At 58.9% G+C, this 14,253-nt stretch carries 9 protein-coding genes; all 9 read right to left on the reverse strand.

The features are described 5' to 3' along the window. Positions 1 to 435 precede the first annotated feature (435 nt). Entirely contained in the window at positions 436 to 2,097 is a 1,662-nt protein-coding gene (locus DXB53_RS03625) for an isopeptide-forming domain-containing fimbrial protein (protein ID WP_117583348.1), read from the reverse strand. A gap of 122 nt (positions 2,098 to 2,219) precedes the next feature. Beyond that, a complete protein-coding gene (locus DXB53_RS03630) occupies positions 2,220 to 3,875 on the reverse strand; it encodes a SpaA isopeptide-forming pilin-related protein (protein ID WP_158556485.1) in 1,656 nt (551 codons plus the stop codon). Then, positions 3,868 to 6,948, reverse strand: coding sequence for a Spy0128 family protein (locus tag DXB53_RS03635; protein WP_117583350.1), 3,081 nt, complete (start codon positions 6,946 to 6,948; stop codon positions 3,868 to 3,870). Before DXB53_RS03635 ends, DXB53_RS03630 begins: the two co-directional genes overlap by 8 nt. Positions 6,949 to 7,114: 166 nt before the next feature. Then, on the reverse strand, positions 7,115 to 7,309 hold the full coding sequence (locus DXB53_RS03640; protein WP_117583351.1) for a hypothetical protein: 195 nt from the start codon (positions 7,307 to 7,309) through the stop codon (positions 7,115 to 7,117). 538 nt (positions 7,310 to 7,847) lie between these two features. Next, on the reverse strand, positions 7,848 to 8,669 hold the full coding sequence (locus DXB53_RS03645) for an HAD family hydrolase (protein ID WP_117583352.1): 822 nt from the start codon (positions 8,667 to 8,669) through the stop codon (positions 7,848 to 7,850). 211 nt (positions 8,670 to 8,880) lie between these two features. Then, complete coding sequence (locus tag DXB53_RS03650) at positions 8,881 to 10,161, reverse strand: MFS transporter (RefSeq protein WP_158556486.1); 1,281 nt, start codon at positions 10,159 to 10,161, stop codon at positions 8,881 to 8,883. 393 nt (positions 10,162 to 10,554) lie between these two features. Beyond that, positions 10,555 to 11,850 (reverse strand): molybdopterin-guanine dinucleotide biosynthesis protein B, encoded by a 1,296-nt coding sequence (gene mobB, locus DXB53_RS10190; RefSeq protein ID WP_117583354.1) that lies wholly within the window; start codon positions 11,848 to 11,850, stop codon positions 10,555 to 10,557. A 4-nt stretch (positions 11,851 to 11,854) separates the two neighbouring features. Further along, complete coding sequence (moaA, locus tag DXB53_RS03660) at positions 11,855 to 12,910, reverse strand: GTP 3',8-cyclase MoaA (RefSeq protein ID WP_233503793.1); 1,056 nt, start codon at positions 12,908 to 12,910, stop codon at positions 11,855 to 11,857. Positions 12,911 to 13,145: 235 nt separating this feature from the next. Then, positions 13,146 to 14,183: a hypothetical protein gene (locus DXB53_RS03665; RefSeq protein WP_117583355.1), complete on the reverse strand. Its 1,038-nt coding sequence runs from the start codon at positions 14,181 to 14,183 to the stop codon at positions 13,146 to 13,148. Between the last annotated feature and the right edge of the window lie 70 nt (positions 14,184 to 14,253).

The following is a 14,253-nucleotide window of genomic DNA, read 5'->3' on the forward strand; positions in this document are numbered from 1 at the left end:
AGCCAGCATTTGAGTTTTCAAAATGTCCCAGATCGGCTGGGCGATTCGGGATACAATGTCAATAGAAAACGACGCATCCCGCGTAAATGTTTGGGAGCGCGGGCGGCCTAGTTTTCTGGTTTTGTTAAATGCCCGGGATCCGACCCCCGGGCATTCTTATTTGCGCTTGCGGCGCAAATGCCGTCCACCGTCCGCACCGCGCGTGCGCCTACGGACCTTAAACCGAACCTCATACGAGTCAAGAAACGCGATGACGAACGTACCCGCATCGGACGGTGGAGGCTGGCTGCGTTATCCCAAAAAACGGGGCAGAATCCAGTGCGGAGTCTGCCCCGAAAAGAAAATGACAAAGCAAGAACGTGGATGGACGAGAAAAGTGTCCGCAAGTCTCATGGCCATCACATCCCACCTGCCAAAGGGATGGGTGAGCGAGCGTTACTCCTGCTCGGACTCCTCAGCCTGCTTACGGCTGCGGATGAGATGAGCCACGCCGATGCACAGCACCGCGCCACCAGCGATCCAAGTGAACGTCACGCCGTTAAGGCCGGTGAGCGGGAGGCCGGAACCCTGCTTGTTTTTGACGATCAAGGCAGCAGTACCGTTGTCCGTGTTAGTCGTGTCAACCTCGACCAAATTGGAACCCCTGGTGCTCGTCTTGACCGTAATCTTGTTTTCTCCCTCTCCCTCTGCTTGGTTGAATCCAATGGCTTTGATGGTGAAGGTGAACTCGGGGATGGTGTTATAGCCGGCGAGCGTATGGGTCTCCTTGACGGTGTAGGTGCCGGCATCGAGGCCCTTGACGTTAATCTCGCCGGAGTCGGTGGTCGTGAACTCAGAAGCCTCAGTACCGAGGGAGCCATTCTCCTGGACATACATGTCCTTGGATGCAATATCGTCGGGATCAGTGGCACGGATGGTGAACTTTACGCCCTTAAGTATCTTATTCTCATCCGTCGCGTCCTTCTTGACGAGCTTGAGCGCATAGGTGTAGTCGCGCACGGTGTCGGGCACAGACTCACCCCGGGAATCGTGGCCAGGGTTGTTGGAGTAGATGAGCTTGACGGTGTTGGAGTTGCCCGTGCCACCGACAACGACATGCTGGGACTTATTCGGGTCGAGCTTGGCGCTGTACGTGACAACGACCCTTGTATGCTCGCCGACAGTGACGCCGGCCGCCGTGGCGGCAGCCTTAAGATCGTCAAACTTTACGCTCAAGACCGTTCTGCCATTTGAATCGGGATCAGACATGGTCACAGAAGTAGGCGTGATCTGAGTCTCACCAATCACGGCCTTGACAGTGGACTTATCAACAGTCAAACCGGCAGACAGCTCATCGTGGAACTCATAATAGTAGGTGTTGAACGTGTCGACATTGCTTGCAACCGTGCCGGTCAGCTTGTACTGAACGGTCTGACCCATCTGGGAGTCCGCCTTGTACTTCCAGTCGTTGTCCGCACCATCGTCCTTGACCTGCTTCGTCACGGTCGGGATGCTCGTCTTCTCGGTAACGACCACTGCGTTGCCGCCCACGACTGCAAAGATCGGCGAGGTACCGGTCTGCTTCTCATTCGCACTGAGCGAGTCGGTATCGGTCATGAACAGGTAGTAGCCAGCGCTCGTAGTGGTGAAAGCGCGACCGGCGGCAAAGGAATCGCCCGTAGCGGTAACACTCTTCTCTACAGCCAAGGCAATCTTGTTAAGGATGCTGCTCTGCGGCAGACTCGTGGTATCAGTGGTATCAGTGATCTTGGAAAGGTAGTCGGCAACGTCAGAAGCGGTCGAGTCTAAGGTAATCCCTGGGACATTATTATCAACAAGCACCTTCAGGACCGCAGTCTCTGCGTCATCACTCGGCCACTCAATGTTGGACGCAACCTTACCGGACTTTCCGTCAATAACGTCAGCCTTAAAAATCTGATACGCCTTGAACGAAGTGGAGTCATTGTCCACGGACTTGTTAATCGTGAGCGAATAGCTGGGGGCAGCACCCTCCGCAGCAAACGCCATCGTGACTGTCGCCATAACGCCGCCGAAGCTCAGGGCTGCGGTGAGGCCGGCGGTTACTGCCAGGCGTGCGATGTTCTTGGTTGTTTTCATGTTGGGACCTCTTTCTTGGAGGTTGCTTTAATTCTCGTCATCACCAAAAGTCAGCAGGCTCATTTCCCTGCGCTCTAATCGCTACGGAGGCAGTACGCCATTGAGCAGGGGGGGGGGGACAATTATTTATCATGGCGACCTCCTCCCCGCTTGATGACGAGCGCGACGACAATAGCCACTACTCCGATGACGGCCAAAGCCGTTACCAACACCAACGTTCTATCTCCCGTCGAGGGCATAAAGCCTCGACTCACTTCGTTACTTGGGGTGTTAAGCACCGACAACTCGACTAAACCCTTCCCGGCATCGGCGGCATCAACTCGCAGAGGGCTTTCGGCCGATACGGTCACCTTAGGCTTGGCGGCCGCCACCTGGTCGACGTCCAGGCCCTCAGCCTTGACCGTCACGGAGCGCGTGCCCTCAAAGGCGGTGTAGCCCTTGGGCGCCTTGAGCTCGCGGACCTCCAGCTTGCCCGAGTCCACGCCCGAGACGGTCACACGGCCGTCCTCGCCCGTGGTGACGGTGGCCTTGCCCTCCGCATCCCACGTGCCGTCGGCCGCCAGCGTGCGGCCGCGGTCGTCGGCGATGCTCAGGACCGCCCCGGCAAGCGGCTTGTCGCCGTCGCTGCCGCGCTTGGTGAGCGCGAGATCCCAAGTGTAGGCGCACGCATCGTCGCTCGGCGTGCGGGTGAAGCCGGCATCGCCGGACTGGTCGGCAAAGGGAGAGCGCGGGTAGCGCAGATAGACCTCGTTGGGGTTGCCCTTCGCGATGCCGCGGTTGCACGCGCTGTTGAGCGGCGCGTTGTACACGGCGACCACGCGGGCGCCCGCGGCGAAGGCGTCGGCCCCGCCGAGCGCGGCGATCAGGTCGCCGGTGCGCACAGTGAAGGTCCCGTCCGCCGCCACCTTGGTGGCGCACTGGGCCGTGATGTCGGTCCAGCCCTGCGCGGGCTCGGTGCCGGCGCGCCCGTCCTTACCGTTCGAGACGGCGTCGAAGGTGCCATCCGCGCCCGCCGCCACGTACACACGCATGCTCGCGGCCACCTTGGAGGGGTCGAGCCCCGCGCTCATGGTGTCGACGAACTGCACCGCGTAGGTGTCATAGGCGGAAAGGCCCGCGGGAACCGTGGCCGAGAGGCGCCAGTACAGGTCGTCGGCGACCGTGGCGTCGGCGGCCTTCTGCCATGCGGCGGTGTTGTCCTCCAGCACGTGCTTGGCGACCTTGGGCGTCGCGGCCTTGGGCTTGACGGTGACGGCGTTGCCGCCCACCAGCGCCATGATCGGCGCGGTGCCGGCCTCGCCCTGGGCGATGGCGTCGTCTCTGGCGACGATGAGCCAGTAGCCGCAGGGCAGCTCGGCCGCCGTGCCCGCGTTAAGGGCCACGGGCACGGCGCCAGAGCTCTGGAGGGAACGAGCGAGCTGTGCGCTCAGCGCGCTCGTAAGGTGGGAATCGGTGTTGAGCCACTCGGCAGCTTCCTGCGCGGTGGTCTGGGAATCGGGCATGCCGGCGCTGTGCAGCACAGGCAGGACAGCGTCGCGCGCGGCGTCGCTTGCCCAAGCGAGGTCGGTAAAGGTCTTGGCGTCGCCGTCGCCGTCGACGACGTTGGCGCTAAAGATCTGGTAGGCGTCGTAGTTGCTCGCCACGGCGCCGCTCACCGTGATGGAACCGGTCGAGGTCGGCGCGGCCTGCGCGGATGCGGGGAACACAACCGCGCAGATGCCGATCAGGAGGGCAAGCAGCGCAAACAAGATCGGGAAGGAGCAAACTTTCTTATTCACGACGCTCACCTCCCTTCGCATTCGCCTTGCGACGAATGTGCATCCAGGCCGCAGCAGCGCAAAGCACCGCCGCGCCGGCAAGGTACGTCAGAGTGACGCCCGACATACCAGAAAGGGGCAAAGAGGTGGAGTAGGTGTTGGTGAAGGTGGGAGTGGACTTGCCGGTGAGGTCGTGGGGCGTGTCAGTGGTCACTTCATTGCCATCACGATCCTGAATCTGCTTGTAGGTCGCAGTGACGTCGATATGGTGGTTAGAGTCGTCAGTCGCGTTAACCGTAATCTGATAGACCGACTTGTCGTACGTATAGTGCGAGAACAGCGAACCGTCGTCTTTCTCGCGCACGTAGTACGTGAAGGTCTTGGAAGCACCACGGCCAGTGGGGCCAGACGCGAGCTGGTCGAGTTGATCGAGTTTGTAATCAATCTTGTCGAAGCTCAGGGTCTGGGACTTGTCGCCGTCGGCAGTGGTGGACTTGCTGCTAACGATATCCGTAAAATCTGTGTCGGTCGCAAGCTGGAGCGTGAACTCCTTCATCTCGCCACCCTCAACGACCTTAGTCGCCATAGGCGTCCAGGAGCCCTTCGAGTCGTACGGAGTGAACTTGTTAGTGAAAGTCGTGGAGTCACCCTCACAGATAATTGGATAATAGTCTCCACTCTTCTGCACCTTGCTCCTCGCTTTTACGTTCTCCCACTTCCCAGACGACTCGCGGAATTCGTACTTGGTTACACCGACGTTTTTAATCGTGTAGTTATGGATGTAAAGATCCTTCAGTTGGCTTGAGTTTTCTTTACTCGGAACAGACATGAGCAAGGTCTTGGTATCTTCGGCCGTCACCACAATCTTATACACGCTGGAGTCGTACGTGATGCCAGAATCACCACCGGGATCTTCGACCAAGTAGTATGTGATTTCGTTACCCGCGCCACTCGATGCGAATTGTTCACCAAGGTCAAACGTAATGCTGCCTTCTGCATCATTTGCTGCTGTTCCAACCTCGGTGCAAACGTCGCGATTGAATGTCGTGCCAGCTGTCGTGCCAGCCAAAGGGTCGTCTGAATCCTTGCGATACACCGTAAAGGAGAACTCCCCATCATTGAGCTTGCGGCCTTCCAGCTTCTTGGTCGCCTTGAGCTTGAGGCTCGGATAGACATACGTGTCCTCAGGCGCGCCCATGTACAGGTCGCCGTTCGACATGATGCCGCCGCCATGGTTCCAGGAATAATTGCCCGTGATAAACGTCGCGCCCGCCTCTAGCGCAGCCTTTCGCGCATTGATCGCCTCGGGGTCTTGAGCCTTAACATTCGAACTCAGGCCGATGCTGTTATATACCTGCACGCCACCGTTAGCGGGGACAGTAATGGCTTTCTGAAGCTCTAAGCTTCCCCGATACTTAGCATCGCCGCCGCCAAGCATTTTGCCAATCACCGCCGCGATCGGAGTCGTATGACCCTCCGCCGCAAGGAAGAAGTCCGCGTGGCCGTTTTCGCGAAACACTTCGGCATTGTAGGCGTCGGAGTCCTGGTCCTTACCGTGACCACCGCCGGAAAGATGGGGGGTGCCGTTATTGCCTGTATTACTCACGGATTCGTAGTCGTTCGCGTTTTGCTCATTTCCGGCAGAAGTATTACCGAAAATCGCCGTGCCGTCGGTGCCTGTCACCAAAGTCTTACCCGTCGGGCAAACCGCAACGCCGCCACCGTAGCCACCGGCCTCATTGCTGCTTATATAGGAGTTATAGACAAATAGCCTACCAGCATTAGACGCGACCTTAGAATCGCCCTGGACGAAGATGCCGCCTCCACCCCAGTCAAAGCGAGACATGCAGTGGTTATTAGTGATATAGACTGGATTTGAATTTGACGTTCCTTTTATCATCGCGTCAACCATCTGGCCCACGCGAATGCCGGCACCCTCAGAGCGAAAACTCACGTTAGAGGCAATAGTTCCCCCCGTAATGTTGAGCCATGCCATTGTCTTGCGCGAGCTCGCCCCTTGGTGTTCGATGTCGGTCACATAGACGCCGCCGCCGGCTTCCTCAGAATAGTTGCCCGTGATCTGGCCGCCCGAAATGGTGACATGAGTACCGTTTTTAGCGGCAAGTCCAGCACCGCCATGATCGCCATTACCATCGTTACCACAGTAATTGGCATATTTATTGTTAGTAATGTAGCCACCAGAAACAGTAACGCTGCCGCCTTCGGCCATGATGCCGCCGCCGAAACCAACACCAGTAGCAAGCGTGCTGTTGCCGGAGATTACGCCATTAGTTATGTTGACCGTGGAGTCTTTAGCATACACACCACCGCCACTAGGAGCACTGTTGCCGGCAATTACGCCACCGGAAACCTCGAGGGTCGAATTACCGTGTATTTCAATTCCGCCGCCCGCACCCGAGCCAGAAGCTCCACACACATAGCCGCCGCGCATGTTGACGGTAGAGCCGTTCTCGGCATAGACCAAGCTGCTAACGCTGCCGCCTTGTTTTTGCGTGATCACGCCGCTCACAAGGTTAAACGTGCCGCCCTTGCCGTTGTTGTTATATAGATTGATGAGCTTTAGATTTGCGTTGCCGCCGCACGCCACGATGGCGCCTTTAATCTCAACGTCATGTTTGACAAGTGTCTCGGTTGTGCCTGTTCCGCTCGGGGACGATTCGGTCACGTAGTAGGTAAGATTAGATGGAATGTTATCGTTATCGTAAGTCAGTTCGGCATTCTTGCCATAATTGGCGGCATTCTTGTCATAATTATCGGCATTCAGGCTCTGCCCCTGATCAGCTAGCTGCTGGCCCTCGCTGACCGTCTCACCCACCTGTGCAGAATCCCTAATTGTAAGTGACGCACCACCGGCAACATTGAATAACGGCTTGTCGGCGCTCGAGTGCTTAATCTTATGACCACTTAGGTCAAGGGTGATATTGCTGCCGCCTTTGTTAAGTGTGATTTCACCAGGAAAGTCAATATCAGCCGCAAGCGTAAAGCTGGCGGTTTGATTTTCCTCAACGCCTAGAAGCTTTCCCTGCAAGTCACCGGCATTCTTGATGTCCGTGGCTGTCTCTTCGCTCGCCACAGCCTCCTCGGCTGACGAACCAGCGCCATCGTCGATCGCTTCATTTTCTTCTGCCTGCGACTCGTCCTTGGGCTGCTCCTCCTGCTGGATTTCGTCGTCGCCCGCAGCATCGTCACTATTCTGGTTTTCGGTATCCCCGTTGTTGGTGTTGCCTACATCAGTAGACTCACTTGAGGAACCCCCCCCCCATCACAGTTTCCTCGGTAGAAACCGTCTGGGCATCGTTGGCAATGGCCTGCGAGATCGGAGGCATGACGAGCGACAGTACCAGGCTCAAAACGGAGGCTCCGCACAAAACGCCTGCCAGCACACGGCGCGTCGCTTTATTACTCTGCTTAGATTTATCCGAATTCGCTTTCATCGATGTCTCCTCCCCAAGAGACCGCGATCTTGCTCTTTCACCATCAAACTTGGGCGCGCAACCTATAATTGCTCGCGCTCGATATGCATATTATTACTCTTTGTTTAAACAGCGCAAGCCTAACAATGTCAGTTTTGCTTTACGTTGCCTTAACTTCTTGACAATTATTCAAACTATGCATTGTTTTTCGAGGGTTAAATTTCGGAAAGACGCTGGTAAACTCGTTAGCAAATCTAGATAAATGACACTTTATCATTGTTTGTACAACACTTTGTTTTAACCCGCTCAATCTGTGAACGGTCAAAATTGCGCCGTGAATGGCAGTATATCTACCTGGAAATATTAGTTATGAGCTAATTGGTCAATTACTGCACAACTAGCGTGTGCCGATATGTTCATACATCGACACTTGAATGGCATCGCATGTTACCGGCCGCAAATCTCCTCGCTACAAAAAAGCGTCCCAACAATCGACTGTTGGGACGCTTGGAAAACCACCACAAAGGCGCTCTGCCCTCTTTGTGGCTGCCCCCCGGCGCTACAGCAGATGTTCCTCGATAAAGATCGCGATGCCGTCCTCGTCGTTGCTCGCGGTTACAAAGTCCGCGGCGGTACGGGTGGCGTCGCTGCCGTTTGCCATAGCCACGCCCACGCCGGCGTCGGCCACCATGCAGGTGTCGTTGTCCGCATCGCCAAACACGCAGATGTCCTGGAGCTCCATATCGTTGAGCTCCGCCACGCGCCCAAGGCCGCGCGTCTTGGACACGCGCGGATCCATGAACTCGTAGAGCCGCTGCGTGGTCTGCAGGGCCGCCGCCTTAACAGTGTTATCTGCAAACGTCGACGCCCGTTCAATCACCCGCGGCATCACCTCGGGCGCCATGGTAAACATCACCTTGGGCTGCGGCTCGCGCAAGAACTCGGCAAAATCGACCACCTGGTAGGGCACGCCGTCGACGCGCGACAGGTGCTCGACGCACGCGTTGCTCTCGGGCACGTAGAACACGCCGTCTCGGGGGCAGACGGGTGTTGCCGGAAGGTCCGCCATGTGCTTGCAGATGCGCGCGATGGTCTCGCCCGGCAGCGGATAGCTCAGCTCGTTGATGTCGTGCGCGCGGTCGATGACCTCGGCGCCACCGCAGCCCACCAGCACGTCCACCAGGCCTTCGATGCCCCAGAGCTCGTACATGGCCTCGGTCGCGTGGGCGTCGCGCCCGGTGCACAGGCCAAAGAGCACGCCGCGCTCGCGCAGGGCGCGGATCGCCGCCACGGTGCGCGGGGACACCGTGTGCTGGCTCGTGAGCAGCGTACCGTCGATATCGCAGAACACGGCTTTGATGTGGCTGAAGGTGGTGTCCATGGGAGCCTTTCTGAGTTGTGCGGCGGTGCTGGATGAGGTCAGAAATGGTGTACATGGTATACCAAGGCGCAGGCGCGGCCTGTCAAAGCAAAAACCACCACAAAGGCGCCTGGCCCCTTTGTGGTGATCGCGGCGTCTACGGGCCAAACCATCACAACATTCGACGTTTTTCGGCAGAATCGCGATTTTTACCGAATGTTGTGATGGTTTCTTACTGCTTTACGGCACGTTCCAAGTGATTGCGTCCAAACAGCAGCAGTGCCGCGGGAACCGCCGTCACGACCATGCCTGCCCCCACGAGTGTCCGTTGTACGCCAAATGTTGCCGCCAGCCACGGGGCAATCGCCAGAGGGGCCACACCAGCGAACATATTGCCAAAGCCCATGACCGAATTGACGCGACCAAGCTGCTCGAGCGGAGCCGTCGTCTGCACAATGGTGTTGTGGAGCGGGTTGACGACACCCCAAGCTATACCCAGGGCGATCTGGCCGACAAGGGCCACGCCCACGTACGGTGTCCCCACATAGAGCAGACTTCCCAGGCCCACGGACATAAGCGCCACGAGCAGCGTTTTAAGGTTGACCAGGTGCGGCGGCAAGCGGAGCGCGAGCACGGCACCCAGCACCGCGCCGACACCGCAGGCAGACGAGAGCCAGCCCATCCACTCAACGCCAACGTGCAGAACATCGCGATAGAAAAACGACTCGAGCGGATCGAAGGCACCGTAGCCAAAGTTCGAAAGAAAAATGATGCAGAAAAGTAGCGCGAGGACGCTGTTGGTGAAGACCGTCTTGATGCTGGCTGCGAAGGTGGCGCGGGCGGGCGTGCTAGGGTTGGAGCTTCGTCCCGCACGCTCCCCTTCCTCTGTCGAATCGGTATCCGCATGCCCGACGATATGGCTGGTCTGCGGCCTAAAGCCCCAACCGACGACGAACGCCAGCACGGTAAAGAGCATCATAAGCACGAACACCGCGCGCGACGACGCAGCCGCCGCGACAAAGCCGCCCAGCGTGGGGCCAACGATGATACTCACGTTTGAAAACATGGCGATGGCGGAGTTGATGTCTTTGAGCTCGACAGGATCGTCGGTGAGGTAGGCCGGATAGGACGTGGCGATGGGCTGGGCGAATCCCATCGTAAAGCCCAGAAACACCGCGCCGAGCAGGACGACGCCGGTCGCGCTACCAAAGGCGATGATTGCCGCGCCAGTTGCAAGAGCGCCGATGATGCTCAGCAAGAAATGGCGGCGCGGACCCCAGGCGTCGAACGCCGCGCCGCCCGCAAAGGACCCCAGGATCACAAATACATTCATAAACAGGACGGCCAGCGATGTCGCCACGACTGAGGCATCGTCTGCATAGGTGAGCGTTCCGATGACGCCGATAAAGTAGCTGGTCTGAAAACCGGTGTAGATGAGGAAGCGCATTGCCACCAGGCGCTTGGCCTGCACGGACAGCGACGATTGAGGCTTTGAGAAAAGAGATGCGAGCATGGAGACTCCTTGTTTCATACGAATACGGGCGGTGGGCATTCGCCACCGTCTGTCAAATCAATCTATCCGCATGAAACGTTAAGGACACATCAAGCCCCTTTTCTCCGTTTTTCGCCCGTCATGAACTACTTGGTAGATTGTAAGGCATGTCCCACACATCTACCAAAGCAAAAACCACCACAAAGGTGCCTGGCCCCTTTGTGGTGGAAATGACGTTTGCCCAGATAAAACCTGCCAAAATAAACCTGTCCCTTTTTGGCATGTTATGGCAGCGCAGCGAGCCGGTTCCAAGTGCCCCAGGTCGCCCCGAAAGAGGAGCGACGCGTACTTTGGTACGCGAGCGACGGCTTGAGGGGCGAGATGGAGTGCTTGGGGCCGGCGCAGCGTCAAGCCTTAAAGGTGGTCTTGGATAAGATCGCAGATGGCTCGGGCGTCGTTGATGTTGATGGCTCGGGTCGCAAAGCCGGCGTCGAAGGCCTGACGTGCCAGGGCTTCGTTGCAGGCAAGGGCTAGCGTGTGACCGTCGACCAGGTCGAGCGAGCTCTTGCCGCGCAGACGGTCGACACCGGAGCGCGCGACGACGATGTTGTCGAAGCCCTCGGTCTTGTAGCCCTCGATGATCACCACGTCGACATCGTTGTAGCGTGACAGCAGCTCGCGCGCGGGCATCTCGTCCTCCTCGCGCGTGTCGGCGTACTCCGCCCAGCGCGTGGCGCAGATGAGGCCCACGTGCTTGGATCCGGCCTGGTGATGGCGCCAGGTGTCCTTAGCGGGCACGTCGATATCAAAGCCGTGGTGCCCGTGATGCTTGAGCGAACCCACGCGCAGGCCGCGGCGGGTGAGCTCGGCAATGACCTTCTCGACGAGCGTGGTCTTGCCCGAGTTTTGGTAGCCGATAAACGCGATCGCGGGGACGGCCGGGGTCAGGGCCGCAGGCGCGACGGCGACGGGTGCGCTCGCGATCGCGGCACCGTCAGCGGCCACGGCCTCAGCAGCAGCGGCCTGACGCTCTGAACGATCCCACACGCCCGAGCGGCCACCTTCCTTGTGCAACAGGCGCACGTCGACAATCTCCATGCCGCGATCGACGGCCTTGCACATGTCATAGATGGTCAGGCACGCGGCGCTCGCGCCGGTCAGGGCCTCCATCTCAATACCGGTCTTGCCCGTCACGCCGGCTGTGACCAGCACATGAAAGCCGACCTGCCCGTCCGCGCGCGACGGCGCCCAGCCCTCGGGCACGTCCTCGACGGGCGTCCCCGCCGGCGCGATGGGCGCAATGTCGCACTTACTCTTGGTAATGAGCAACGGATGGCACATGGGGATGATGTCGCTCGTGCGCTTGATGGCCATGATGCCCGCCACGCGCGCGCAGGCAAGCACGTCGCCCTTTTTGGCGCGGTCCTGCAGCACCATGGCTTGCGTCTCGGGATGCATGAGGATGGTGCCCTCGGCGATGGCGATACGATGGGTCTCGGCCTTGTCGGACACGTCGACCATGCGTACCTCGCCCTTGGCGTCCACGTGCGTCAGCTCGTCGCGACGGGCATCACGGGTGGGCTCGGCTGCAGCGCTGGAAGTCGGCTGTGCGGCAGTGACAGCATCGCCAGCCGCAGCCGTGACTTTGCGGGCAGACATCGCGGCCCTGCGAGCGGCCTTGGTGGCATCGGCGTACCTGCTCTTGGCCATATGATCATCCTCCGATTTGGGACATAAATCGTTGCGTGCCCTCAATTATCGCGTGTTCCTGCGGTTTGTGGGCGACGGCATCGCGCCAAATCGAAAGTACCTGCATATCATCACCACGGCGCAGGGCGTCGCGCACCGAATACTCGGCATCGCTGAACAGGCACGGACGCACGTTGCCATCGGCCGTCAGGCGCAGACGGTTGCAATTCGCACAAAAATGGTTAGACATGGCGCTAATAAAGCCGACCGTTCCCACCGCGCCCGGAAAGTGCCAATAGCGCGCAGGGCCCGCACCGGCAGGAGCGTCGTTGATGTCGAGCGGCTCGAGCTCGCCCAGACCCACCGCGGCGGCCCCGGCATTGATGCGCGCCCGCAGCTCGTCGCTCGGCACGGTATCGCTCGCATCCCACAGCGCCGGATTGAGCGCGGGCGCATGCGGGTCCACAGCGCAATGCGAGCTCGTGTGCTCGTCGCCAATAGGCATGTATTCGATAAAGCGCAGGTGAATGGGACGGTCGATAGTCAGACGCGCGAGAGCCGCCACATCCTGGTTGAGTCGGCGCACCACAACGCAGTTGACCTTAACGGGCTCAAAGCCCCAAGCCAGCGCCGCGTCGATGCCAGCCACGGTCTGCTCGAGTCGACCCAGGCGCGTGATCTTTCCAAAAAGCGTAGGGTCGAGCGTGTCGAGCGAGATGTTGACGCGGTTAAGCCCCGCGTCTTTGAGCTGCGGCGCCAGCTTGGGCAGCAAGGCGCCGTTGGTGGTAAGCGAGATGTCCTCGATCTGCGGGATCGCGCGGATGTCGCGAATAAGCGGGATGATACGGCGGCTGACCAGCGGCTCGCCGCCCGTCAGGCGCACGCGGCGAATGCCCTCCCCCGCCACCAAGCGCACAAAGCGGGCAATCTCCTCGGCGCTGAGAAGCTCATCGTGTGCGCGGGGTGCCACGCCATCGGCCGGCATGCAGTAAATGCAACGGAAATTGCACTTGTCGGTAACGGCAATGCGCAGGTAGTTGATATCGCGGCCAAAGCCGTCATGTTGCACGTGCCCGTCCACGCAGCCCTCCCCTCACGCGGCGTTTTATTCTTCGGAAAACATAATACCCCACGGGAGAATCCTGCCGACACCCGTACGACAGGACAGGTCGCTTCGAGCAAGACCGGCTTCCCAAGCCCATCCTCAGCACGCAAACCATCACAACATTCGATGCTTTTCCCGATTTTGGCAAAAAACGTCGAATGTTGTGATGGTACGCCTACCCGCAGCGCCCCGCAGAAGGACCAAAGCGCCCCTAAAGACCGCTGTCCCAGTGCCGAATCACGAATTCTCGCAGGTCGTTCTGCCGCTTTTGGAACGCTTCGCTTCGGTCGCACTTAAGGCCTATCGCGAGTGCGATGGCGTTCATCGCCCGGTGCAATTGCAGCTGATGGGCAAACTGAGTCCCGGTGAGAACGATCATCCTAAAGCCCAGCGCGCTCAGCACGGTCATGCGCTCCGCATCCGACGCGCTGCGCTGTTTATCAAGATGGTCCGAACCGTTGTATTCAATCCCCGTACCGCTCGCAGGCGCATATACGTCGATCTCGAAAAACCCGGCCTTTGCGAGATACTTGAACTCGTTGGGAACATCGACCCGATGGTTGAGCTCAACCTTGACGTATCCTAGCCCGCCCTGGGAACGTTTTGCTACGACCATGATTGTGGTAGCCGTCTCCATGGGCGATCGCGCGCCATCGTGCACGCGCTTGAGCACGGCGGCCGCGCGTATGGCCCCCTGACGAGATCGGTTCTCATTGCAATAGGCAATCAAGTCGGCAACGGTATACCTCTGCCCCATCTCGATATAATCGCCTGTCGACAGATGATTCAGATGGTATCGGGCACAGATTTCGTAGCCATATTCCAACTGCTCGGGCTCGCTCATCCACGAACCCGCCTGGACAAAGCACATGACCTCATCAACCACCAGAAGGCCCTCTGCCACCTCGATAAGATGCCCTGGAGGTACCGGCGCCCCAAACACATGGCACCTAAATCCAGCCGGCGTCGAGCGCTCAAAATCGAAGTTGACGAGCGTATCGATATGATTGAGCTCTTCTCGTGGAATACCAAGCGAAACCAGATAGTCAGTAGCGATCCCAACTGCCGTCGAAGCCCTCAGCCCCTTGGCATCGAGTCCCAATTTGGGCAGGCTCGCGGTCGGCTCCGCCTCGTTAGCAAGCGAGTCCTCATCGTATAGACTGCTTGCTCGCGAGAGCGGCTCGGACGGGCGCGCCACGTTGTGGTACAGCCAGGCAGTCTTATGGGACAGGACGATCGGCAGGTCCATGAGCCCTCCAATGGAGTCGGATAACCAACCTTATTCCCCTGCCCACGGGTCCGCACACCTTCGTGCGCAA

The sequence above is a fragment of the Collinsella sp. OM04-5 genome (assembly GCF_003439125.1).
In the GTDB taxonomy this organism is placed as follows: domain Bacteria; phylum Actinomycetota; class Coriobacteriia; order Coriobacteriales; family Coriobacteriaceae; genus Collinsella.